This is a genomic window from Halomonas sp. SpR8 (assembly GCF_031010195.1).
Taxonomy (GTDB): Bacteria; Pseudomonadota; Gammaproteobacteria; order Pseudomonadales; family Halomonadaceae; genus Vreelandella.
The window spans coordinates 187,440-210,959 of record NZ_JAUAMC010000001.1 but is presented as its reverse complement, the minus strand read 5'-3'; the positions used below and the strand labels follow the sequence as shown (position 1 = coordinate 210,959).

Genomic DNA, 23,520 nt, shown 5'->3' with positions numbered 1-23,520 from the left:
ATAGCTACTTACGTTAAAACAGCTACTTACGTTGACTGAGGAGTGGCGATGATCGGTCTAGTCGATGCCAACAACTTTTATGTCAGCTGCGAGCGAGTCTTTCAGCCCAAGCTAGAAGGCAGGCCCGTGGGCGTTATGTCAAATAACGACGGCTGCATTATCGCCCGCTCAGCCGAATTAAAAGCGTTGGATATTCCTATGGGTACGCCCGCGTTTAAGCTTGAAGGGCTGCGCCAGCGCGGCGAGATCCACCTGCTATCGTCCAACTATGAGCTCTACGGCGATATGTCGTCGCGGCTGTCCCAGCTACTGCGCGATGCTTGCCCGGAGGTCGCGCCCTACTCGATTGATGAGATGTTCGTTTACTTGGATGGTTTAACCACGCAGCAGTGTGAGGCCCTGGGGCGACAGTTGCGCCAGCGTATTCGCCGCCACTTGGGTTTGCCGGTGTGTGTCGGGCTCGCCCCGACTCATACCCTCGCCAAACTTGCCAATCATCTTGCCAAGCAAGACCCACATTACCAAGGCGTTTGCCTACTTAATGGACAGGATCACACTACCCAGGCACTGCTCAAACGTACGCCGGTGGGCAGTATTTGGGGCGTCGGTCACCGGCTAGCCGATCGCTTGGCCGTTGGCGGCGTTAACACCGCCTGGGACTTACGAGAAAGCGATGACAAGCAGCTGCGCAAGCGCTTCTCCGTAGTACTCGCGCGCACGGCGCTTGAGCTACGCGGCGTCCCCTGTTTGGAGATGAATGCCCTGGATCAGCCGCGCCAGCGCATTATGACCTCGCGCTCCTTCGGCCAGCCCACTGGCATCTTTGCAGAAGTACACAACGCCCTGCGCCGCCATGCCCAGCGTAGCGCTGAAAAGCTGCGTGAGCAGCGCAGTTTAGCCCGTGCGGTAATGGTATTTCTTAACACCAACCGCCACCGCCGCGACCAGAGCCCATACTTCCCGCAGGCGCTGATCGCCCTGCCCTCGCCCAGTGACGACACCCGGGTGATACTGGATGCTGTACGCCAAGGGCTTGAGCAAATTCATCGCCCGCGCCATCGGTTTATGAAGGCTGGCGTGATGCTGCTGGATTTAGTCGACGCTGAGCAGCACCAGCTTTCGCTGCTGCATCCACCCACTCGTGAACGCCATCCGTTTTTGATGGCAACGGTAGATCAGATCAACCAGCGCATGGGGCAAGGCACCATCAGTTTTGGCATGACGAATGCGCCAGCCTCCTGGCAGTTACGCTGTGCCCATCGTTCAGATCGCTATACCACACACTGGGATGAGCTTATGAAAGTGGGCACTCACCCCGGCGCAGTTGCCGCCGCCGAGGCGAAGCAAAAATACAAGCAGCAAGCGCTAGCCAGTGCTAAGTGCATTGCGCAGCCGCGGGCTGAGGGTTTCCCCCAGCGCCACCATAGCGACGAGAATCGCCAGCAGCCACGGCCAGTGAGCGGCAAACGAAACTTGATATAACCCTAGCGCATCGACAAAAATCACCACTATGCCCAGCGGGCTAACGTAGCGCACCATGGTCAGCCACAGAGCATAAGGCAGCGGTGCAAGCCCCAATTCATCGCGAAACGCTTCGCTTTTCAATACAAAGCCTGCCAGCACGACCGTGCCCAAACCGCCCAGCGGCATCATAAAGCGCGAGGTCAGGTAATCCAGCCAGTCAAAGAAGTTCTTACTTGCCAGCGTCCAGTCGGCACCCAGGTTGAATGACAGCATTGCCAGGGTACTGATCAGCCACAGCACTATACCTGTGCCCCAAGCGGCAGCGGGCCGCGAAAGACCTTTGTTATCACACAGCCACGAGACTGTCGCTTCCACCATGGATATTGAGGACGTCAGCGCCGCCATGGAGAGCATCAGGAAGAACAGAATGCCAAACAGCGTGCCCAGCGGCATCGCCTGGAATGCCAACGGCAGGCTCATAAAGATCAGCCCGGGGCCCTCGCCGGGGTCCATACCGTTGGCAAAAATAACCGGGAAGATCGCCAGCCCCGCCATCAACGCCACCACGGTATCGGCAATGGCCACGCTTACCGTGGTGCGGCCAATGGAAGCCCCTTTGGGTAGGTAGCTGCCATAAGTCAGGATCGCCCCAGAGGCGAGGGAAAGGGTAAAGAACGCATGGCCCAGCGCAGCCAACAGGCCCTCGCTGGAGAGGCTTTCGGCATTGAACGAGAACAGAAAGTTGACCGCCGCGCCAAAACCACCGGAAAACATGCCAAAACCAATCAGCACCACCAGCATGATCACCAGCCCCGGCATCATCCAGCTCACGCTCTTCTCGATTCCCTGCTGCACGCCTTTGCCTACAATCAGCATGGTGATAAGCGTAACGAAAGTGCTCCAGAAACCGAGATTCAACGGATTGGCATTGTTGGCACTAAACACCGCGGCCATATCCCCAACGCTGCTGCCTGCGAGGCCGCCGGTGAGCATCTTCCATAGATAGGAAAACGACCACCCCGCCACTACCACGTAAAATGACAAAATCATAAAACCGCAGAGCATCGCCATCCAGCCGATGAGCGACCAAGCAGTCGAGCGGCTAGACTCGCTGGCCACGCGACGAATCGCATCAATGGGGCTGCCGCGGCCACGCCGCCCGAAGGCAATTTCGGTCATCATCACCGGTACGCCCACGGCAAAAATACACGCCAGATAAACTAGCACGAAAGCGCCGCCACCAAACTCGCCGGTCATATAAGGGAATTTCCAGATATTACCGAGCCCCACCGCGGAGCCGGTTGCCGCTAACATAAACCCCCAGCGGCCTAGCCATTGGGTGCGAGGTTGCCTAGAAGAGGTCATTTGCCCATTTATCCCGTCAGAAAAAGGCGACTATCCTAGAGGATTTCGCAGGCAATGCCCACTAAGCCCCTGCTCCTTAGCGGATTTTTAACGATGCCTTGGTATATTAATTAGCGTGCGTATTTTGTCCTCATAGTAAGGCGTTCTAGGCAGCGGGTTCGACCAGCTAAGTCGAGGGTCTGGCTAAATATTCACCTCCAGGCTTAACAACAAAAACGACAGCGTTTTGCCATGCCCATCCAAATTAAGCGCGCCATTAACCCCGCCCTGCAGTACGTCATCAATCACAAAGTTCATGCCCGCCAAGTTAGGCAAGGGATAGCGCCGCACTCGACTGGCACCACGGTGGGCAAACAGCGCCAGCACCCGCTCCTCGGTGACCTGCTCCAGTAAGGTTGCGTAGCGGTCTGGGTCATAGGCAAACAGCGCCACATTCAGGCGCTCGCCCTTATCACCCGCACGTGCGTGGGCTAATTGATGAAGGGTAACCGTGGTTGATGAGTTGGCTGTTTTTGTGGTGCGTTCAGCTTGCAGCATCGCATTCACTCCTATATTCGCCGAGCGCCGACGACTCAAACAGACTGGCATGAGCATGTACGTCGCTACGCTTAACTAAATAAGAGGCGGTAAACACTCGCCGCTGAAATTGACGACGTACCCCCCCGCCGCCAGCAGGCCCCGCACAGTAAAGCGCCAATAGCTCTTGGGTGGCGCGGGCAACCCAGCGCCGCTCACTGTGCTCAGCCGCTAACCGAAGTCGATAATCGCCGCTGGCAGAAGCTGAAGCGCTACGCTGCAGTTCGCCGCTATCGCTATCAAAGACACTGGCGAGGCCAATGATATCCAAACGGGTGCGCAGCTCGGCGGGTGCACGAAAAGCTAGCCGCTCTCGCAATACCTGCTCAGCAAGCCGTGCCCTGGCTAGCGCATTGGGCCCTGCATAGGAGATTTCTGCTTCGCCCTGCCAGCCGCCTTCGTAACACACCGTGGTCTTCAACCGCTCCGGAGCAGGCTTGCCCCGAATCCCAGTCACTGCAACACGATTGGGCGATAACTGGCGTACCACAGCATGGCTAAGATCCACCGTGACGTCTGGTGTCAGGTAATTTGCCGGGTCGTGGACTTCATAAAGCAGTTGCTCTTTAACCGTTTGCTCAGTGACACAGCCTCCGGTGTGGGCAGGCTTGGTAATGATCAGGCTGCCATCCTCTTCGACTTCAATAATCGGATAGCCTACCGTGGCGAGCCCCGGCACATCTTTAAAACCCGGGTCGGCAAAATAACCGCCGCTCACCTGGGCGCCACACTCGGCCAAGTGCCCGGCCATCATGCCGCAGGCCAGGCGATCCCAATCGTCCCAACGCCAATCGAAGTGATGCATCAACGGCGCTAAAAACAGCGCCGGGTCGGCAACCCGCCCGGTCACGACCACCTCGGCTTGCATGGCCAACGCCTCAGACAGCGCCTTCGCACCCAGGTAAACATTGGCTGAAATCAAGGCGTCATCGTCAGGCATCGCTAGCCGTTCGGCCTCCCACTGCTGTAGATCCAAACGGTGCAGCTGCTGACGAATATCGTCACCATGCACCTGGGCAATGCGCACATCCGCGCGGCCTAGTTGCGCAGCTAAATCAGCAATCACCTGGCAAGCACCGCTGGGGTTAGCTGCGCCGAAGTTACCTAAAATTTTGATATTGTGATCCAGGCAGTCGCGCAGCACCGGGGCTAGCAGTTCGTCTAGCAGTGGCTCAAAACCGCTTTCGGGATCGTCGCGCATGGCCCGGTGAGCCGCCGCTAGCGTACGCTCGCCCAGAGTTTCAAATACTAACGCGGAGGGCTGCTGACGCTTGATTAATTCAGCAACCACTGCCACAGCGGCATCAGTACGATCACCGGAGAAGCCCGCTCCACTACCTAATAAAAAGCTCATAGCTGTGTCTCCTTGGCATGCAGCGAGGGGTGATCGCCTGAACCTGACACAAGCTCGTCTTCCAGCAGCCCGCGACGGCGCATAAATAATCCAACAATTAACACTAAGGCCGCGAGTGTGGTCAGCCAACCGGGGGTAAGGGCCAAGCCGATCACCGCAATGAGCGCCACAACGTCAACGACACGCCTGCCTGTCATCGCTACGCGACTCATCAGCGCCGCAAAGGCCACCACAAACACCACGCCCTGGCAGCTCGCCAGTACGATTTCCCAGCCAGTGCCAAAGCCCGCCAAGGCTGGGTAAATAAGCAGCAAGAAAGGAATGACGTAGATCGCCGCCGCCAGGCGCACCGATTCAATCGCCGCGGGTAGCCAGTTGGTATCGGCAATACCCGATGCCACAAACACCGCAATACAGACAGGCGGTGTGATGACCGAGAGCGTAGCGAAGTAGAAAACAAACAGGTGGGCGATCAGCGGCTCAACACCAATGGTCGTGAGCGCGGGCGCTAAAACGGAAGCCACCAGTACATACGCCGCCGTGGTAGGAATTCCCATGCCTAGAATCAGACACACACCGCCGACGATAAAGGCCACCAGAAACAGCGACTCACCGCCCACAGAGACAATAAGGCTTGCCAGCGTCACGCCAATGCCGGTCATGCCGATCATCGCGACCAAAATCTGCGCCCCAGCGAGCAGCACGCCGATAATCACCATGCCTTTGCCGGCATCGACCAAGCCTGACACCAGCTTGCCGACAATCTCACGCAGCGGCATTTTGGCTATCAGCGCAAAGGGTACGAAGGTCAGCACGGTCATTAAGATGCCGTAAAACGCTGACATCTGAATCGAACGGCCGCTGAGTACGCCGTAAAAAAGCCCGCCCAAGGCAGCCAAAATGGGAATAATACGTTCAGGACGAATCACCTCTGACCAGGCAGGCAGCTCATCGTCAGGCACTACCTGCAACTGGCGGCGCTTAGCTACCAAGTGGATGGTGATAAACACGCCCAGGTAAAAAAGTATCGCTGGCAACAAGGCCGCCACCGCAATACGCAGATAACTTTCACCAAGAATTTCCGCCATAATAAACGCCGCAGCACCCAGAATCGGCGGCGCGATTTGCCCCCCGGTAGAGGCTACCGCTTCCACCCCCGCCGCGAATGGGCGCGGGTAGTTCAAGCGCTTCATCATGGGAATCGTGAAGTTGCCCGTCGTCGCCACATTGGCCACCGCACTACCGCTGACCATACCGAACAGCCCGGATGCTACTGTAGCGACCTTTGCAGCACCACCTGGTGAGCGACCGCTGATACGCAGCGCCAGATCCATGAAGGTATTGCCGCCCCCCGTGTGAAGTAGCAAACAGCCGAACAGCACAAAAGCCGCGATCGTTGTTGCCGCCACACCCACCAGCATGCCCCATACGCCTAAATCGCCGAGGTAGATGGTTTCGGTCATGTAGTAGAGATCGAACCCTCGGTGGCCGAGCGGCCCTGGAATGACAGCCCCTAACCATGCGTAGGCTAACCCCGCTAGTACCAGCAGTGGGAAAATAGCCCCGATGGCACGCCGCGAAAGCTCTAGAATAGCTACCAGCAGCACACCGGTCAGCAGCATATCCCGGGGCGTTGCCCAAGGCAGTTCAACCAGGATTTGTTCGTGATTGAGCGCTACATAGCTGCAGGCAAATATGACGCCAGCCGCCAGCACGACATCAACAGCGATGCCCAGCGGTCGCCAACGCTTACCTTGCCCTAATGGGTAAACGGCAAGCCCAAGCAGAATGACCAGCGCGAGAAAGATACTCCGCTGAATCAAGCTCTCGAATGGCCCAGTGGCGGAGGTATAAAGGATTAGCCCGCCCAGCAGGAGCGCCAAGCTTTTAGTGATTGTCTCGCGCATGACCATCTTCTCTCTTTACCTTACTGAACAGGCTGCAAGGCATCGGGAAGGTCATACCCTTGCTCTTCAAAGTAGCGCGCGGCCCCGGCATGAAGCGGTACGGTGCCTACTTCCAAGGTCATTTTCGCCATATCCGCATCGCGCATAGCCGCAAAGGCGTTGACCTGCGGCTCTGGGTTTTCCATCACGGCTTTGACGATTTGATAGGCTGTTTCTTCATCCATGTCCGGATGGGCGTGCACAGCAACACCAAACGCCCAGGTGGTGTAGGCGGGAATACCTTCTGCGGCACCTTCGGGCACATCGACAATCGCTACGTCAGGCATTTCATTGCGCAACGTGTCCGCCTCTTCATCATTTAGCGACAGCACGCTAATGGGTGTGAAGGTAGCGATGTCCATGGAGGAGCCGTCTAAGCGTTCACCAACCCCCGACTTCACCGACCCCATCACTCGGCCATCCTTCATGGCATCGACCATATCGGTGGTGGAACCACGCACGTAGTCAGGCTCAATGTCTAATGCGCGCATAACCGCTTCGGTGGTTTTCTCGGTGGCGGAGCCGGTAATACCGGGATTGAAGCGTACGCCGTTTAGATCAGCGAACGTTTCCACACCGGCGTCCTGACGCATCACGGTATTTTGTGGTGCCACGGTGTAGACCCAGAGCAGGCGGTTATCGACCGGTCGACCTTCAAAGTCTTCCTCGCCGGCGTAGGCGTGATAGCCGGTATTGGTCGTTACCAGTCCCATATCAATTTGATCACGCCCTAAACGGCGCAGGTTATCTACCGTGGCGCCAGTTTCGGCAACTGAAGAACTGATCCCTTCGACTTGGTTATTAATAATCTGATTAATCGCCACAAAGTAACTGTAGTGGCTGGAGGAACTTGAGGTAGAGCCAATCAGCAGGCGCTCGTCGGCATGAGTGGTAGCAGCGGCTAGCACCGCGGCGCTGGCCACCATGGCGGTAAGTAGCGTTTTCATTGTGTCTCCGAAGCTCGCCAAGCGAGCTATTGTTTTTGTAGAGCGTTTTTTATGTAAAACGGTGATCGCAACGTTGCTTACATGCGACACAAAGAAGCATGGTCCGCCCGTTCTATTTTGTATATTGAATAGTTTTTAATTTATGTTTTACTTTATAAATGAATCCAAGCATCCAGCAGTTGCGTGTCTTTGTTGCCGTCGCCCACTCCCGCAGCCTTGCGGAGGCCAGCGAGCGGGTGCATCTTTCCCAGCCGGCCATCTCGATTGCGCTACGAAAACTTGAAGAAAATGTGGGCGGTGCGCTGTTTGCGCGCACTACTCGCCAGCTTGCGCTTACCCCGGAGGGTGAAGCTTTTTTACCCGTGGCGGTGCGGCTGTTAAATGACTGGAATGAGGCCTTTGAAGACCTTAACGACCAGTTCTCCAAGCAACGCGGTAAGGTCACCGTCGCTGCCCTTCCCACCTTGGCGGCAGGACTGTTTCCAGGGGTGATCAAGCGTTTTCACGAGGCCTATCCGCGCATTAATCTTAGCCTGCACGATGTGTTAGCTGAACAGATCAATCAAATGGTGCGCGAAGGCCGCGCCGACCTGGGGCTGTCAGTGCCGCCAGGCGACACGGATGACCTGACGTTTGAACCCGTTCTTGAGGATAGCTATGTGGCCGTTTGCCCCTGCGGGCATCCGCTGCTAGCACAACAATCCGTGGCCTGGGCCCAACTGGCCGCCTATCCGTTTATCGGTATCAATCGCCTTTCCAGCTCACGCCAGGATATTGACCGCATTATGCAGAGCGTGGGCGAGCGGCTGGATATCTTATGCGATGCCCGCCAGATCGCCACGGTGGGCCGCATGGTGGCCGCAGGCTTGGGTATCAGTGTGCTGCCCTCGCTCAGTTTTCGTCAGATCGCCACCGATGGCATCGAGCACCGCCCGCTGGTCGAGCCGACCATTCGCCGTGAACTGGGCATTATATTGAGTCGACGACATCCTCCCTCCGCGGCAACTAGTGCTCTGCGCGAGCTAATTCATTGCCACGAATAAGCGGCTTTCTCTACACAACTAGCGGGAATCTGGCAGACTAGAGGCGATTAACATCCACCTTGATTAGTGAGCGACAACGATGAGCGATAGTGCAAAACCCTGGACACAGCCGATGCCCGACGCACAGTTCAAACTGATGCGCGATATCCTGGCGGCACCAAGCCCCGTAGGGCTGGAAGCTGCCATGACCTACGGCGTGCTAAAGCCCCATTTTGAAAGCTTTGCACCCAAAAGCTGGCACCTTCACCAGTTCAAGGGAAATGCCGGCGTGGTTCTGGACACCCACCCTGACCGCGACGATATGTTTAAGGTCATGATCATCGGCCATGCGGACAAAATCCGTATGCAGGTGCGTTCGATTGGCGAAGACGGCAAAATTTGGATCAACACCGACTCCTTCTTGCCCACCGTACTGATCGGTCACGAAGTGAAGCTGTTTAGCGAAGACCCGGAAGCGCCCGGTAGCTACCGTTGCATTGAAGGCGGCACGGTGGAAGCTTTGGGTGCCATTCACTTCTCTGATCCGGCCATGCGGGATGGCAGCAAAGGCTTGAAGAAAGAGCAGATCTATCTGGATTTACAGATTCACGGCGAAAACAAAAAGCAGCAGGTACTTAATCTTGGCGTACGCCCCGGTGACTCGATTATTTTTGATCGCCCTATTCGCCCTGGCTTTAGTCCCAACACCTTTTATGGCGCCTACCTGGATAACGGCCTGGGCTGCTTTGTGGCGGCTGAAGTAGCGCGCTTAATCGCCAAGGCAGGCGGCACCAAAAATGTGCGCGTGCTGTTTGCGATTGCCAGCTACGAAGAGATTGGCCGCTTCGGTAGCCGCGTGATGGCGGGCGAAATGAAGCCGGATGCGCTGATTGGCGTCGATGTGAACCACGACTACGTGGCGGCACCTGGTATCGGTGACAAACGCATGCAGCCGTTAGAGATGGGCAAAGGCTTTACCATGGCGGTGGGCTCGATCGCCAGCGAGCAGTTGAACCGTATCATTGCCAAGGCCGCTAAAGAGCAGGATATTCCGCTGCAGCGCGATATTGTCGGCGTGGATACAGGCACCGATGGCATGGCAGGTGTACTGGCGTCTATTGACAGCGCAGCCACCTCGATTGGTTTCCCTATTCGCAATATGCACACCATCTCCGAAACCGGCCATACCCAAGATGTGCTGGCGGCGATTCATGCGCTTACCCACACCCTGCAAGCGCTTGATAGCCTGCCGAACCTACAGCGTGAATTCCTGGATAATCACCCACGCCTGGATCAAGCAAGTCCACTAACCCATCAAGGTAGTGACAAGCCAGACAGTGAAAGTGATGAAAGCAAAAAAATCCCGGAAAATAGCGAGCCTACAAAAACCAAGAAAAAAGCCAAAAAATAAAATAAGCGTATAAAAAGAAGCCCCAGCCATTCCTTGGCCGGGGCTTTCTTAAACCTTCCTTGATTCTTCCTCACAAACATCCTGCTTGTGCTTCCTTGAGTACTTTAAGCTTCCTTTGCTTATCTTCCTTGTTTCCACTTCCATGTGGTGTGATTCCACAATGGACCTCGTGACGCTGTGTTTATCTAACCTAGGTTATTAAATCAAAAAAATATTGCTTTAATTGAAAAGAAGCGTAATTGCGTCGATTTAATGCACGTTTTTAATTTATTCTGATGGCTAATTCCTATGGCTAAGAAGCCCAACGGCACATATACTTTAAAAGCATCGGCAACGATGTTGTTCAACACGGACGTTACCACGCCTGAACCATCATCAACCAAAATGGTAGGAGGTCAGCGTGCGCGACATTATAATCAGCAATAAAGTCAATGGCTTGGATATCATCTGTCGTCATTGCGGTAATGCAGAGTCACCCAAGTCAGCGTTTTTCAACCGCTTCCGTTTAGAAGGTACAGGGAAGGATAGTACGACCGTACGCTGCCTTAACTGCCAAACAGCGGTTGAAGTGCCCTTGAATGAATTAAGCTCTCTCTATTACCACTATGCTTGCTAAATGATAGTGTTGCTAAATGCAAAATAGTTAAAAGAGACGCCATAAAAGCTTAATTAGCATGTCATTTAATTTGAGGGTAAAAAAACCCGGCCATTCCCTGGCCGGGTTTTTATAAGGCCTTCCTTGATCTTTCATCACGAACATCCTGTTCGTGCATCCCTGTGTTAAACAAGCAATCCTTGCTTGTTTTCCTTATCGCGAGTTCCTTTCGCTGTGTGCACACAGTGCGCTCTATAGACATGAGTTTATCTAACCTGAGATATGTAGCGATAAATAATTTTCTAAAGATATTTTGATATCGAAACAGTGACTTGCCAACTTTCTTAATCAGCACATACAATCACGCACGTTTGCTAAATAATCGCTAAGGATAATGACCATGACCGCTAAAAAATGGTGGCCCGCCGCTGCCCTAAGCCTTGCATTGGCACCCCAAGCCTGGGCGCAAAGCTGGGAAGGCAGCATTGGTGCAGGTGTATCGCTCAACTACAACTTCTAAACCTGTTGTGTCTGCGGAAGGGCTAGGCCCACATGGCGCGGTACGCATTAGCTGACCCGGCCACGCCATTAAAGTCTCAGTCGTTAGCATTGAAGATGGCGGATTCTGGCCAGTTATCAGTTGGCCATCTTCACGCACGTAAGGGGTAAAATCATCCGCCTTGCTGTAAATACCACCGCACTTTTGCAACTCTCCTGGCGGTGAAAAATGAGGCTATTAAAATGCGTTACCAGTAGTTAGTGGGAATCTGGGGGCTGAATACAAGGGTGAAACGACCAGTGAGCATTGAGGCGCGAGATTTTTACCGTAATGGGCCCGATCATCGTCAAGGGCAAGCGAGTAGCTTTGCCTTGATTCGGCGCCAGTTTGATTTTCGCTCCATTGAGATTGGCCGCTGGGTCACCAGCACCGAGCGTGACCGGGCCGCTGAGCTTTTTCACGATGCGTTATGCGATCTTATGTTGATTCTGCAGGGGCCAGAGGCGTTGATTTCGCTGCGCGGCTCAATAGCGTTGCAATATGGCAGTGGTGGTCGACCGGGTGTTTCTGCCCATTATGACCCCAGCCAACGCAGCTTTGCGCTGGCTAAAAACGCAGGACCAGGCAGCATTGCCCATGAGTGGTATCATGCCTTTGACCACTACATCGCCCCTAAATGTTTTTATGGCACACCTAGCGGCATGTTTGCCTCTACTGCTTGGTTAGCGGATGCAACGCCAGTCCCCCACCCCCTTAATGATTTACTGATGCGCTGCTTTAAAACCATTCTGCTCCAGCCAGCGGGCGATCAGCCTAGCGAGCTTTTTCAGCATTCGGCACAAATGGATAAAAAACTCGGCCAGCTCTACTACAGTAAGCCTGAAGAGCTCTGCGCCCGCGCTTTTGAAGCGTATGTGCAAGACGCTGCCCTCACCAATCACTTTCTGGTCAAAGGCACCAAAGCTTCACCAGAAGCGGAAATGGGGCTGTATCCGCAGGGCGAGCAGCGGGAAAGGATTAACCGTGCGTATAGCGACTATTTTGGTGGGCTGGGAAAAGCGTTGCGGAACGCAGGGTAAGCATGACAGCGCTCGAAAGGCTTTGCTACCGAACGCCGTTGGTGTCTAAAGCAGATTCACTTACGTGGAACACTTCGTTATGTTTGCGCGTTTCGTGGCGTGCAGCATCGCCATCAGGTAGCACAATGCAAGCGCTAGAAAGCCCAGCAGGTCACTGATCCATTCGGGGTAGATCATCAGCGCAGCAGGTACCAGCAGCGCACAACGCATGCGCACTCCCACCGAACCTATTCGATAAAGGTATCCTTCCATCGCCGCTGCCACCAACCAGATCGCGGTCATGGCTGTAAAAGCGGACGCCATCACACTCAATAGTGGGCCCTGCAAAATCAGCGATGGGTTGAGGACGAATAGAAACGGCAGCACGAACAGCACGGCTCCCAACCGCACGGCATGCAGACTCGTCCAGGTACTGTTGGCGCCCGCAACACCGGCAGCAGTAATGGCGGCTAGCGCCACGGGCGGAGTGATATAGGAGAGCATTCCCCAGTAAAGAATGAACAGATGGCTGGCGAGAGGGTTGAGACCAGCACCCACCAACGCTGGCGCCAGCAGAATCGACAGGAAGATGTAGCATGCGCTGACCGTCATTCCCATACCAAGGATAAAGCTGGTAATCGCTCCCGCCGCCAGCATCAGGGGAATGCTGTCGCCTGCGTAGAGCAGCAGTTCGCGAGAGAAAGCTCCTGCTACCCCCGTATAGGAAAGCCCACCTACCACCAAACCGATACCGGCTAGCACGGCGACCAGGCTCCCCACGCCATGCGCCAGTTGGTAGAAAAAATCCATCAGTTGACTGACACGCAGTCGCTGTTGACGGCGCACCAGTGCAATCGCCAGCAATATCAAGGTTGCATAGTAAGGCGCCTGGCTTTCCAGACGCATGACAAGCAACATGTAGATCAGCACACCCAGGCTGAGCAGGTACGGCCATCCAGAGAGCAGCGTGTCACGCACCCTGGGGATATCCTTGGCGGGCATACCCGTAAGGCCTTTGCGGGCGGCATAGTTATCCACCTGAAGCAGCAGGGCTAGGTAGAAGAGCAGTGCTGGCAGCAGCGCCGCCATCATGACCTCTCCGTAACTGACGCCTAGAAAGGAAGCCATGATGAAGGCAACGGCCCCCATGACAGGCGGCATCAAAGTACCGCCCGTCGAGGCGCATGCTTCTACGGCTGCAGCATACTCGCGTGAATAGCCACTGCGCTTCATGGCAGGAATGGTAATCGTCCCCGTGGTCAGAATATTGGATACCGCACTGCCGGATAAACTGCCCATGAAGGCACTGGAAACAACCGCTACCTTGGCGGTCCCACCGCGGCTTCGCCCCATCAGTGCAGTAGCGAAATTCATGAAGAACTCACCACCACCGGTGATGGTCAGCGCGATCCCGAACACGACGAACCCGATAATCAGATTGGCGACGACCTGCATCGGCACGCCAACAATGCTTTCCGCCCCCATGACATGCGCCCGGATGGTTTCCCCCAAGCCAAAGCCGTTACTCCACAGGAAGCCGGGCATATGGCCTGCATAGAGCGGATAGAGTCCAAACAGCAGTGCCACGGCAAAAATCGACCAGCCTCCACAGCGGCGAACGCCCTCCAGCACCAGTAGCAGCATCATCGTTGCCACCAGCGTGGCTTCGAGCGGGGCGAAATACTCCCACCCTTGCTGGGTCATGCGCAGGCCGTTAAGGCCAAGGTAGATAGCGCCACCAAGAGCAGCCCCCGCCAGCACCCAGTCATACCAGGGAAGTCGTTCGGCATCCGCCTTGCGGGCTGGAAAGATCAGGAGTGCCGACGATAGGAACAGCCCTATCAGATAGTAGATGAAGGCATTACCGATCGGGTAGAACCCCAACAGCTTGAGGGCAAAGGTTTGGTTGATCGTCATCAACAGGCCGACGGCCCCCAGCCCCATCACTATCCACCTTGCCAGACCTTTCAATCGCTCTTGACTTGAATTGCTCATGGTGTTGCTCCCAGTTACACATCCACCCCGTGGTTAAAGCGCGCCAATCACTTCTTGTCGGCGAGCTTCCCAACGTTCGGCAAGCGCTTCTGCTTCGAGGTCTGGCTCCTCGTTCAGAAGTGACTCCCAGGCTTGCTTCAGCGCTTCCAGGCGGGCGAGACGGCTATCATTCCATGCCTGCATCTCCTCGTTCCATAGTCCTTTCTCTTCCATGTAACGGATAGCCCCAGAATGAAAAGGTATATCGATAGGCGGCACGCCGGAGTCCTCGATTGCCCAGCGGTGAATGGCAGCAGTCGCGTCACGATAAAGGTCATAACTCTCATCCAGGCTCTTGATGAACTGGTAGACCTCCTCTTCGTCACGATCCGCCATGGCCACAATAATCGGGTAACGGTAGGCCAGCATATTGGCGGGCGACGCTTCGCTTAGCCCGGCGCCAATGGTTTCACGAAATGGTTGGAAGACGGGGGCCACTTGGTTCATGCGCGCCCAGCCCTCTTCGTCATCGGCAGGAATTTCCACCCAGCGAATACCACGAGACGACTCTTCCAGCTCATAGAGCTGACTGGCGGTGGTGGTCGTACAGGTGGCATCGGCCCGATCCTCGACCAGTGAGCTCATGGCGGCTCCGTGGGTCGGGAACATCACCGCCTCTACATCGCCGCGACTCAGACCCGCGAAGGCCAGGATCGCATCACACTTCACATTGACCGAAGGGTTGCCTGCCACGTAGGCAACCCGCTGCCCCCGTAAATCTTCAAGTGTGTGGATATTGGCGTCGGCAGCCGATGGCACACCAAAGGTGGATGGTCTTCCGGCAACGGCCCTGAGGTCTTGGGGCCCCCAGCGACGCTCGCTAAAGTCGTGAATGCCTTCCGTTGCAAAGAAGGACTCCGTGGCCAGGTAGGCATAGTCAGCTCGCCCACTTACCAGGGGCTGCAGTCGCCCAATAGCCGACCCCGCAGGTTGGATACGGATGCGGGTGTTGTAGGCCTTGCCAAAGGCATCGGCAATGGCAGATGCCTCCGAGTGCCCTTGCGAGCCGACATCGTAGGCGGTCCATGTCATGGTGCCGGGAAGCTCTGTGGCCGAGGCCGTATTGGCTAGAGCGGCAAAAACGGTGGAGATAAGGCCAGTGGCCAGGTGCGTGCGTTTCATGGTTTTGCTCTCATGTTGTGTTGTTATTAGCATTAACGTCATTGGTGATTGTTATCAGCCCATTCGACTGGGCAGTCAGGCACACAATGGTGCTCTGGGGGCTAAGCCACCGGCACATCCGGTAGCACGCCTTTCGCTCTCAGGTGCTCAATTTGTTGCACGGTCAACCCTGCTTCATGAAGGATTGCGTCGGTATGTTCGGCAAAGCGTGGCGGTGGCGTTTCATAGCGCGAGGGCGTACGGGCTAGCTTGATCGGTGAGCCAGTGCCCTTGTAATGGCCAATATTGACGATCATATCGCGGTGCTGGGTATGCGGATGCGCCAGCGCTTGCGCGGTATCTAGTACGGGTCCACAGGGAACGCCGGTACGCATCAACCGGTCGGCGAGCTTATCCCCTTCCCACCTGGCCATGGCGCTTTCCAGCACATCACGCAATGCATCACGGTTACCCAGGCGGGCACCATTGGTTGCAAAGCGCTCATCCTGGCTAACGTCGTGGCATTCGAGCAACTCGCATAAGCGCGCGAACTGCACATTATTGCCAACCGCCAGAAAAATCGGCTGTGTCGCCGTCCGGTAGACCTCATAAGGGGCAATGTTGGGATGCTCATTTCCCGTACGGCGTGGCGGCGGCCCACCGTAAAATACATTTGGAAAATGGGGATGCATCAAGGACAGCCCGGAGTCGAACAGTGCTGTCTCGACAAACTGCCCACGCCCGCTGCGCGTACGCTCATGGAGAGCCAAGGTGATACCGATGACGGCATTGAGACCGGTCACGATATCGACAATGGGCAGCCCCACTCGCAGGGGCTCCCCCTGTTTCTCACCGTTGACACTCATCAGCCCCGCCATTGCCTGGATGATGGCGTCATAGCCCGGCAAACCACCCATCGGGCCATCAGCACCAAACCCACTGATTCGGCACTGGATCAGACGGGGAAAGCGTGCGCTGAGAATGTCATAGCTCAGTCCCCACTTTTCCAAGGTTCCCGGCTTGAAGTTTTCCACCAGCACATCGGCGCCCTCCAGCAGTTGCAGTAGCAGTGCCTTGCCGTCAGGATGGCGAAGATCAAGCGCCATGCCACGCTTGCTGCGGTTCAAACCATGGAAATAGGACGCGGCATCGCCTTCGAAAGGTGGCCCCCAGCCGCGGGTTTCATCCCCCCCGGGGGGCTCGATCTTGATCACATCCGCACCGTAGTCACCCAGCACCTGGGTGCAGTACGGACCTCCCAGCACACGGCTGAGATCAATTACCTTGATTCCGCTCAGTGCGCCATTGGGCTTATCCATGCCCCACCTCCAGCCCGTGGGAACGCACCAGTGCTTGGGTATTCACCAACGCCGCGACCTGTTCATCGGTCATCGGCGTTTCGCTGAGCAGCATCGCCAGCGCTTCCGGCGACGCTCGACTGACCGATAGCGGATCGGGAGGGAGTAACTTGTAGCGTACCACTAGCCAAGCCAGTGCCAGTCGCCGCCTGTCTCCCGTGATCCGAGACGCCTCCCAGGCCATAAGAATGGCGGAGGTAATGTGGTAAAGACCGCTAGCGATCCGCCGCGCGTCGTGCTCGCAGGCAGGTTCCTCTGCCAGTGCATTCGCGCTCGCCACTGCCTTGTCGAGGAGTACCTGCAACAGGTGGCGTTCATGCTCCTCGAGGGCGGACGCTTGTAACTGCTGGTGCAAGTAGTCAGCCAGTACCGGCAAGGTCTGTTCACGCCGAATCGCCCGGAACACATCGAGGGCAACGATATTGCTAGTGCCTTCCCATATTGAGCCAAGGTGGGCATCGCGCAGCACGCGGGCATCCGACCACTCCTCGATGTAGCCACATCCACCACGTACTTCCATGCCATCCCCAGCCACCTTGCGTGCATCCCGCGTGGTGCGGAACTTGATCATGGGCGTCAGGATGCGCAGTAGCTTAGCTGACTGGGCATCCCCCGCATCGGCACGCCGCAGGCACTCGGCCGTATGGAAGACCATCGTGCGCCCCTGCTCGGCAGTGAGCATCATCTTGCTAAGCTGACGCTGCATAAGCGGTAGCTCGATGAGCTGGCTACCGAACGCCTGACGGTGGCGAGCAATGAATAGCGCTTCGTTGAGTGAGCGCCGCATCAACCCCGCCGACCGCACCCCGTTCGAGAGACGAGACATGTTGATCATGTCCGTCATCTGCTTGAAGCCCTGCCCCGGCTCTCCCACCACATAGGCTTCGGCGCCTTCGAGCAGGATCTCACCGCTCGCCATGGAGCGAGTACCCAGCTTGTCTTTCAGGCGTACGATGCGGTAATGGTTAAGGTCACCATTTTCTAGATAGCGGGGCAGCAGGAACAGTGTGAGGCCGCGAGTGCCATGCTCCCCCTGCTCGGGGCGCGCCAATACCATCGCCAGCGCGGCATCGGGATTAGAGCAAAACCATTTGTCGCCATAAAGGCGCCATTTGCCGTCTTCCTGCCTCGCTTCCGTGGTAATCGCCCCTACATCAGAGCCTGCATCCTGCTCGGTCATGAACATGGCTCCCTGATAGGCCAGATCCATGTCCTGTGAGGTCAACGCTTCCAGATAGCGGTTCACCAACGCTTCGTCGCCAAACTTGCGCAACGTGCGAGTCAGTGCATCGGTCATGCTAAGCGGACAGCAAAGGCCAAACTCTGCCTGTACGAACAAGTACGTCAGCGCATACTTCACTACCGGCGGCATGGGTTCTGACCAGCCAAGCACTCCACCTCGGTGCGACATGGCCGCCAGCCCGAACTGGCCATAGGCATACGCTTCCAGGCGTTGATAGGCTGGATGCTTGAGGATCTGCTGACGCTCGGCACCATTTCTGCTGCGCAGGGCAAGTTCAGGCGGATGCTTGTCAGCCTCGATGGCCAGCATTTCCAGTTCACCGCCAGCAAGGGCTCCCATCTCGTTGAAGTGGCGCTCCAGGTGCTGACGTAGCGCCGTCGGCACATAGAGATCCAGAAGTTGGGAAAGGGTAGGATCGTTATGGTAACTGTTCTGCCCCCAGGAATCGGGGATATTGCGGTATATCACTTCATTCACAACGGCGTACCTCTTGGACTTATTATATGTTTTATCGTCACATTAGGCGGGTATGGAGGCCGTCTCCAATACTGTTTTAGGATCCATTGATTCAGTTTTATGTATGATTGAAGAACAATAAACGATAAGGAACGAAGCCAATGGCGCTGACATTTCGACAGCTGCGTTACTTTCTGGTGCTCTCGGAGGAGCTGCATTTCGGCAGAGCAGCACAGCGCCTGCATATTTCTCAACCACCACTAAGTGCCAGCCTGCGTCAACTGGAAGAGGAGCTAAAGGTCAAGCTGCTGCTGCGCAATAGCAAACGCGTTACCCTCACGCCCGCCGGAGAAGCCTTCCAGCGCCAGGCACGCCGGATTCTCGAGCAGCTAGAAGACTCGCAAACGCTGGTGCAGCGTATTGCTTCGAGCGCCACTGGCCTGGTGCGCGTCGGGTTTACACCCGCCATGCTCTTTCGCGGCCTGCCAGAACTGCTCAAACGCCTGCAATCCCGCTACCCCGGCATCGAAATACAATTGATCGAGCGCAACTCGGCCGATCAAGTGGAAGCGGTGATGCAAGAGCAGCTCGATATCGGCTTCATCCACTCAATGCCGTTACCCGAGGGAATCGAGTCGGTCATCCTGTCGGACGAACCCTTTCTGTGCTGCTTGCCAGCGCATCATCACTTGGCAGGCCGACGCGAGTTGGCGGTCAAGGAACTGGCCAATGAGCCCATCATCCTGTTTGGACGCGACCTCGCCCCTCACTATTACGACAGGATCATCGGCCTGTTCCACCACGCCGAAGTTAAACCTCATATCTGCCACGAAGTCTCCCACTGGTTGACTATTCTGGCCCTAGTAGCCAATGCGATGGGGGTTGCCTTAGTTCCCCAATCATTGGCCAAAGCCGGGTTTTCCAATGTGAGTTTTCTGCCTCTGACCGATTCAACGACACGGCATCAGTCGCACTGCATATGGCGCGGCGATGCGGAGACACATGAAGAAATCCGTCAATTACTGCTTAACTGTCTAAAAGAACAACAGCAAGTCAGGTAAGCAAGACGATAAGCCCAGCAGCCCACTATCTGCCATCCTCCCGTCGACTCATGCTGGCCACCTAATTTCGTCATAGGGAATCCACAGCACCGGCGTTTTCGCCAACGTGCGAAATAGCGCTTTCGTGACTACGCTATAGCAACGCTCACTACTTAAAAGCGCTCACTACTCAAAGGAAGAGAATATGTCTACTACCACTATCGTCGTTATCGTTGTTGTGGTCGTTCTAGGCATTGGTTTCAGCGGCGGACTGCCATTTTAATCGTCGTGAGCAGAGGATTCTCAGGAACTCGATGCCAAGCACGTGACCTGAGCAAAAAAAGCCCGCTGGCTAGAATGGCGGGCTTTTCAAATTCGGTGGCAGGCCGAGCACGATGAAATTGAGAACTACATCTACGCTATAGCTCTCTGAATTGAGCTACGGGTGAATGGCGGAGTTGGGGTGGATAGCCGCAGGCCCGCTTCCAGCCCTGTCGGCCACCGGGCAGTAATCAAGCGAAGCGTCCGCCTCGGCTGCTACGGCTGAGGTTTAGGCACCGGATAACCATTGGCTGCAAGCACTTCATACGCCACCTTCGTCCGAGCATTCATCGCATCAGGCAACTCAAGGTCGAGATTGAGGGCGAAATAGACGGGTCCTCCATCACCTTCGCTTCGATTGATCCAGCCCACAAACCAGCCAGTGCGCTCGGCGTTAGCAGGGAGGAGGTCCGCTCGATCAAGGCGCAGTACACCTTCATCGTCAATGGGCAGCATCGCCCCCGTTTTGCCATAGACTATGCTGCCATCCTCCGCCTCTGAGATGTCCAGCAACGCGATCGTCCGGGCTATGGCATCGGAACTTGCCGGTATTGCACCCGACCGCATGCGCATTAGGAAGTCGACCTGCTCCTGAGCACTGATCTTCAGCGGCCCCGCGAGCCAAAAGTGCCTGAGGTCAGTTCTGCTTCCAACGTCCTGGTTGCCATATTCAAGCTTGTTGACCCATTCGGATTCGCGGTTCTGGCCCACCCTGTCGGCCACGGTTTGAAAAACCCAGACCGCCGATACCGGGACAGCCTCAGCCAAGCTAAGATCGTCGTCCCACGCCGCAACGCCGCGAGGCCGACCGTCCCACTCGAACTTCCTGTGCTCACTCTCGACGACACCCGTTTCTAAAGCGATAAGTGAATGCGGGATCTTGTATGTCGAGGCAGGGACGAAGCGCTCGCGTGATCGGGGCTCGTTACACGTCAATTTCCGCCCGACAGACGGTTCAAAGATGACCAATGTCGATCGATTCAGATCGGGTAGAAGCTCGCATCCCTGCGCTTCAGACGCTGCAACCACACCTGCGGATGGAACATGGCCCATCGGTGTGAACGAGCACCCTGGCAGCGAGACCAGGAGTGATGCCCAAGCTATGCACGACAGCAGACGCCCAAGCGGCACGGAATCGGTGAAAATAGTCATTTCAGTACTCCCGGGAACTAGCTTGCCGCCGTTGGTTGTGACGCGAAGCCGACCATTGCGACGGCATCATGCCGATCATTTCATTTATCTGTAGAAGAAGCGGGACGATCTCACTGGTGGGACGATCGGAACAGACGTGACATGATCCCGGCTGGGCTGCCTCACGGCTTTTCCCAAGGGTAAACTTGTGAATGGCTACTTTCAAGCGGCAATCAGCGCGGCGAGGATGACCGGATCGTGATCGATTTCTGCCGCCGCTAGCAAGATATTTCCTGCTGTAGCGTAGAATCGGTGGGAATCGAGAGCGGCGTCAATATTGCGCCATAAAGGGCAATCGGCGGTGTATGGCGGAGGGGGAGGGATTCGAACCCTCGAAGCCTTGCGGCTTACACACTTTCCAGGCGTGCTCCTTCGACCACTCGGACACCCCTCCGCGTTTTGGCGCTGTTGAAAGGCTACGCCTTTCGCGACAGAACGGCGCATATACTATGGGCTAAGCTTCGAAATAGCAAGCCTTTTCAGGCTTTACGGACCTGACGGCTAACGCTCAGGCAATACGGCGTAGCTGCCGCTAGCCTCTAGGCAGAGCACCTCACCACAATAGAGCTGATGAGTTAGCGCGATGCGCCCTTTACCGCGTTCAGCAAGTTTACTGGCAAGCTGAGTGGGGCTTTCTGGCCGCGCTGGCGCGCACACCAAGCGGTAGTCACCCTTAACCGGCGCAAGAAAGCGCTGGCTAGCCTCAGCAACGACCACATCCCGGGCAATGCCCCGTTCGCGCAGCCATAACGTTACCCAGCACCAGCCTTGCAGGGTAGTTTGGGCCGTCAGCGCGCCGCCAAAACCGGTGCCTTTGTCGTTAAGGTTGGGTTGCAACGCCAACTGCCACGTTAACGTATCGTCTTGGCGTGATATTTCATTAATGCCTAGCGCGCTCACCATAGGAATCGCGTCACTTAACCACTGCTGAAAAATGGCCAGGTCCTCCGGCTGCCGCTCTGGCAGCGGCAAACGCGGATGGGGGATACCTGGCTGTCGGGGCATATTCATGGCGTCTCTCACCGGCAGGCTAGTCCCAACGCTCCACAAAGTCAGCAACGTTATGCTGCGGTACGGGTTTATGGCGTCCGCCTAGCGTGCCTAGGTAAATAAACGCGACGACTTCGTCATCTTCATCCAGGCTCAGTCCTTTGCGAACTACGGGGTCAAAAGCGTACTTGCCACTACGCCACATAGCACCTAGGCCTAGCGCATGGGAGGCCAATAACATGCCGTGGGCAGCGCAGCCAGCGGATATCACTTGCTCCATTTTGGGCACTTTTTCGAGCTCTGGTGTGACCTTGGCGATCACGGCGATAATCATCGGCGCCCGCAGCGGTTTTTTGCGTGCAGCGTTCAGCGTTTCGTCGTCGGCGCTGGGGTCTGCCTGGAACTCCGCCTCTGCAAAGAGCTCGCCAAGCCGCTCACGCCCTTCCCCGCTGAACTCAATAAAGCGCCAGGGGCGCAGCTCTTTATGGTCAGGAGCCCGCAGCGCAGCCTGATAGATGGCGCTTAGCTGTTCACTGCTGGGCGCTGGTTCCGTCAGCTTGCCCATTGAGCTGCGTTCGTGAAGTAGCGTGAGTGCGTCCATTAATGACTCCAAATCCAATCGTGTGAGGCTACCGTAGCAGCGTCATTTATAGCATCGTCATTTATAACACTGCCGCTTACTGCCTTGCTAGGCGCAGCGGCGTAGGCGGCATTAGTCCAGGCGTTGCCCGCCAAGGGCTAATATCCAACCCGCCACGACGTACATAGCGCGCCAGCACTAGCAGTTGCGTGGGCTTTGCCTGGGTCATTATGTCGGTAAAGATATGCTCAACGCAGTGCTCGTGAAAATCCTGGTGCTGACGAAACCCAATCAGGTAGCGCAGCAACCCTTCGCGGTTGATCTTGGGCCCTTTATAACGAATCAGCACGCTGCCCCAATCCGGCTGGCCGGTCACCGGGCAGTTAGATTTCAGCAGGTGTGAGCATAGCGTCTCTTCGACAACCTCATCCCCAGCCATTAGATGGGCACTGCTAGGGGTATAATCGCTTACGGCGATATCTAAATCATCCAAGCATTCGCCCGGCAAACGCTGTGCTGAAAGCTCTGGAGCGTCTACATCAAACAACTCGACACTCACCTCAGCCCCTGCCGCAACAGCAAGGTCATGGGCAAGCGTTTCCATCACTTCCTGACGACTATAGAAGCGGGTTTGGTTGAAGCTATTGAGATAGAGCTTCCAGGATTTCGATTCAATCAGGTAGGGTGAGCTTGCAGGCAGGCGAAAGCGTGCCACGGCGACGATGGGCTTGCCACGCGCATTGAGCCAGGAGACTTCAAAGGCGTGCCACTCATCCTCCCCCACAAACGGCAAAGCGCCCTCTTCAATCCCCAGCGGCGCTCGATTGGCCGCACGGGGAATCGGGTAGAGAAGCCCCGCGTCATAATGTTCAGGGTAGGCGGAATCGCGCCCTAACGGCGCGTGTTCAAGGGTGTCTGGGCGATGTGACATGGTATAAAAGCTCTCTTCTCAATCGAGTCGTTATGCGA

18 protein-coding genes and 1 tRNA gene are annotated in these 23,520 nt (G+C 56.2%); 5 read left to right on the top strand and 14 right to left on the bottom strand.

Annotated elements, in window-relative coordinates:
- Positions 1-48 precede the first annotated feature (48 nt).
- Positions 49-1,482, top strand: a complete 1,434-nt coding sequence (locus QT230_RS00975; RefSeq protein ID WP_308319620.1) for a Y-family DNA polymerase — start codon at positions 49-51, stop codon at positions 1,480-1,482.
- Here QT230_RS00975 and QT230_RS00970 read toward each other — a convergent pair.
- The 5 genes from QT230_RS00970 to QT230_RS00950 all read right to left on the bottom strand — a co-directional run bounded on the left by QT230_RS00970 (position 1,366) and on the right by QT230_RS00950 (position 7,652).
- Positions 1,366-2,829, bottom strand: a complete 1,464-nt coding sequence (locus tag QT230_RS00970; protein WP_308319619.1) for a sodium-dependent transporter — start codon at positions 2,827-2,829, stop codon at positions 1,366-1,368. The two genes, QT230_RS00975 and QT230_RS00970, sit on opposite strands and share 117 nt — an antisense overlap.
- A gap of 183 nt (positions 2,830-3,012) precedes the next feature.
- On the bottom strand, positions 3,013-3,366 hold the full coding sequence (locus QT230_RS00965) for a hypothetical protein (protein ID WP_308319618.1): 354 nt from the start codon (positions 3,364-3,366) through the stop codon (positions 3,013-3,015).
- Positions 3,353-4,759, bottom strand: coding sequence for an acyclic terpene utilization AtuA family protein (locus QT230_RS00960; RefSeq protein ID WP_308319617.1), 1,407 nt, complete (start codon positions 4,757-4,759; stop codon positions 3,353-3,355). Before QT230_RS00960 ends, QT230_RS00965 begins: the two co-directional genes overlap by 14 nt.
- On the bottom strand, positions 4,756-6,666 hold the full coding sequence (locus QT230_RS00955) for a TRAP transporter fused permease subunit (RefSeq protein ID WP_308319616.1): 1,911 nt from the start codon (positions 6,664-6,666) through the stop codon (positions 4,756-4,758). The genes QT230_RS00960 and QT230_RS00955 overlap by 4 nt, the downstream gene beginning before the upstream one ends.
- A gap of 20 nt (positions 6,667-6,686) precedes the next feature.
- Positions 6,687-7,652 (bottom strand): TAXI family TRAP transporter solute-binding subunit, encoded by a 966-nt coding sequence (locus QT230_RS00950; RefSeq protein WP_308319615.1) that lies wholly within the window; start codon positions 7,650-7,652, stop codon positions 6,687-6,689.
- A 158-nt stretch (positions 7,653-7,810) separates the two neighbouring features.
- Here QT230_RS00950 and QT230_RS00945 point away from each other — a divergent pair, with 158 nt between their 5' ends.
- The 3 genes from QT230_RS00945 to QT230_RS00935 all read left to right on the top strand — a co-directional run bounded on the left by QT230_RS00945 (position 7,811) and on the right by QT230_RS00935 (position 12,258).
- A complete protein-coding gene (locus QT230_RS00945) occupies positions 7,811-8,695 on the top strand; it encodes a LysR family transcriptional regulator (protein ID WP_308319614.1) in 885 nt (294 codons plus the stop codon).
- Between the two features lie 79 nt (positions 8,696-8,774).
- Complete coding sequence (locus tag QT230_RS00940; protein ID WP_308319613.1) at positions 8,775-10,085, top strand: M20/M25/M40 family metallo-hydrolase; 1,311 nt, start codon at positions 8,775-8,777, stop codon at positions 10,083-10,085.
- Between the two features lie 1,393 nt (positions 10,086-11,478).
- On the top strand, positions 11,479-12,258 hold the full coding sequence (locus QT230_RS00935; RefSeq protein ID WP_308319612.1) for a CLCA_X family protein: 780 nt from the start codon (positions 11,479-11,481) through the stop codon (positions 12,256-12,258).
- Between the two features lie 60 nt (positions 12,259-12,318).
- On the opposite strand, the gene QT230_RS00930 is transcribed toward QT230_RS00935, so the two are convergent.
- The 4 genes from QT230_RS00930 to QT230_RS00915 form a co-directional block, all read right to left on the bottom strand.
- A complete protein-coding gene (locus QT230_RS00930; RefSeq protein ID WP_308319611.1) occupies positions 12,319-14,232 on the bottom strand; it encodes a TRAP transporter fused permease subunit in 1,914 nt (637 codons plus the stop codon).
- A gap of 33 nt (positions 14,233-14,265) precedes the next feature.
- Positions 14,266-15,393 (bottom strand): TAXI family TRAP transporter solute-binding subunit, encoded by a 1,128-nt coding sequence (locus tag QT230_RS00925; RefSeq protein ID WP_308319610.1) that lies wholly within the window; start codon positions 15,391-15,393, stop codon positions 14,266-14,268.
- A gap of 101 nt (positions 15,394-15,494) precedes the next feature.
- Entirely contained in the window at positions 15,495-16,691 is a 1,197-nt protein-coding gene (locus QT230_RS00920) for a CoA transferase (protein WP_308319609.1), read from the bottom strand.
- A complete protein-coding gene (locus QT230_RS00915) occupies positions 16,684-18,450 on the bottom strand; it encodes an acyl-CoA dehydrogenase family protein (RefSeq protein WP_308319608.1) in 1,767 nt (588 codons plus the stop codon). Before QT230_RS00915 ends, QT230_RS00920 begins: the two co-directional genes overlap by 8 nt.
- A gap of 140 nt (positions 18,451-18,590) precedes the next feature.
- Here QT230_RS00915 and QT230_RS00910 point away from each other — a divergent pair, with 140 nt between their 5' ends.
- On the top strand, positions 18,591-19,490 hold the full coding sequence (locus QT230_RS00910) for a LysR family transcriptional regulator (protein WP_308319607.1): 900 nt from the start codon (positions 18,591-18,593) through the stop codon (positions 19,488-19,490).
- A gap of 516 nt (positions 19,491-20,006) precedes the next feature.
- Here the strand turns inward: QT230_RS00910 and QT230_RS00905 are convergent.
- From QT230_RS00905 to queF, 5 genes are all read right to left on the bottom strand, one after another.
- On the bottom strand, positions 20,007-20,942 hold the full coding sequence (locus tag QT230_RS00905) for a penicillin-binding transpeptidase domain-containing protein (protein ID WP_308319606.1): 936 nt from the start codon (positions 20,940-20,942) through the stop codon (positions 20,007-20,009).
- A 345-nt stretch (positions 20,943-21,287) separates the two neighbouring features.
- Positions 21,288-21,375 (bottom strand) — tRNA-Ser (locus QT230_RS00900).
- A gap of 107 nt (positions 21,376-21,482) precedes the next feature.
- Positions 21,483-21,992 carry a YiiD C-terminal domain-containing protein gene (locus tag QT230_RS00895; protein WP_308319605.1) on the bottom strand — a complete coding sequence of 170 codons (510 nt, stop codon included), beginning with the start codon at positions 21,990-21,992 and terminating at the stop codon, positions 21,483-21,485.
- A gap of 19 nt (positions 21,993-22,011) precedes the next feature.
- Positions 22,012-22,572, bottom strand: coding sequence for a nitroreductase family protein (locus QT230_RS00890; RefSeq protein WP_308319604.1), 561 nt, complete (start codon positions 22,570-22,572; stop codon positions 22,012-22,014).
- A gap of 76 nt (positions 22,573-22,648) precedes the next feature.
- Positions 22,649-23,482: an NADPH-dependent 7-cyano-7-deazaguanine reductase QueF gene (queF, locus tag QT230_RS00885; protein WP_308319603.1), complete on the bottom strand. Its 834-nt coding sequence runs from the start codon at positions 23,480-23,482 to the stop codon at positions 22,649-22,651.
- Positions 23,483-23,520: the final 38 nt, after the last annotated feature.

Excerpts from the sequence above, each read along its gene's own strand:
- QT230_RS00955 (WP_308319616.1), bottom strand. The coding sequence starts at position 6,666 with ATGCGCGAGACAATCACTAAAAGCTTGGCGCTCCTGCTGGGCGGGCTA.
- QT230_RS00890 (WP_308319604.1), bottom strand. The coding sequence starts at position 22,572 with ATGGACGCACTCACGCTACTTCACGAACGCAGCTCAATGGGCAAGCTG.
- QT230_RS00930 (WP_308319611.1), bottom strand. The coding sequence starts at position 14,232 with ATGAGCAATTCAAGTCAAGAGCGATTGAAAGGTCTGGCAAGGTGGATA.
- QT230_RS00965 (WP_308319618.1), bottom strand. The coding sequence starts at position 3,366 with ATGCTGCAAGCTGAACGCACCACAAAAACAGCCAACTCATCAACCACG.
- QT230_RS00970 (WP_308319619.1), bottom strand. The coding sequence starts at position 2,829 with ATGACCTCTTCTAGGCAACCTCGCACCCAATGGCTAGGCCGCTGGGGG.
- QT230_RS00940 (WP_308319613.1), top strand. The coding sequence starts at position 8,775 with ATGAGCGATAGTGCAAAACCCTGGACACAGCCGATGCCCGACGCACAG.
- QT230_RS00905 (WP_308319606.1), bottom strand. The coding sequence starts at position 20,942 with ATGACTATTTTCACCGATTCCGTGCCGCTTGGGCGTCTGCTGTCGTGC.
- QT230_RS00975 (WP_308319620.1), top strand. The coding sequence starts at position 49 with ATGATCGGTCTAGTCGATGCCAACAACTTTTATGTCAGCTGCGAGCGA.
- QT230_RS00925 (WP_308319610.1), bottom strand. The coding sequence starts at position 15,393 with ATGAAACGCACGCACCTGGCCACTGGCCTTATCTCCACCGTTTTTGCC.
- QT230_RS00920 (WP_308319609.1), bottom strand. The coding sequence starts at position 16,691 with ATGGATAAGCCCAATGGCGCACTGAGCGGAATCAAGGTAATTGATCTC.
- QT230_RS00960 (WP_308319617.1), bottom strand. The coding sequence starts at position 4,759 with ATGAGCTTTTTATTAGGTAGTGGAGCGGGCTTCTCCGGTGATCGTACT.
- QT230_RS00895 (WP_308319605.1), bottom strand. The coding sequence starts at position 21,992 with ATGAATATGCCCCGACAGCCAGGTATCCCCCATCCGCGTTTGCCGCTG.
- QT230_RS00910 (WP_308319607.1), top strand. The coding sequence starts at position 18,591 with ATGGCGCTGACATTTCGACAGCTGCGTTACTTTCTGGTGCTCTCGGAG.
- QT230_RS00950 (WP_308319615.1), bottom strand. The coding sequence starts at position 7,652 with ATGAAAACGCTACTTACCGCCATGGTGGCCAGCGCCGCGGTGCTAGCC.
- QT230_RS00945 (WP_308319614.1), top strand. The coding sequence starts at position 7,811 with ATGAATCCAAGCATCCAGCAGTTGCGTGTCTTTGTTGCCGTCGCCCAC.
- queF (WP_308319603.1), bottom strand. The coding sequence starts at position 23,482 with ATGTCACATCGCCCAGACACCCTTGAACACGCGCCGTTAGGGCGCGAT.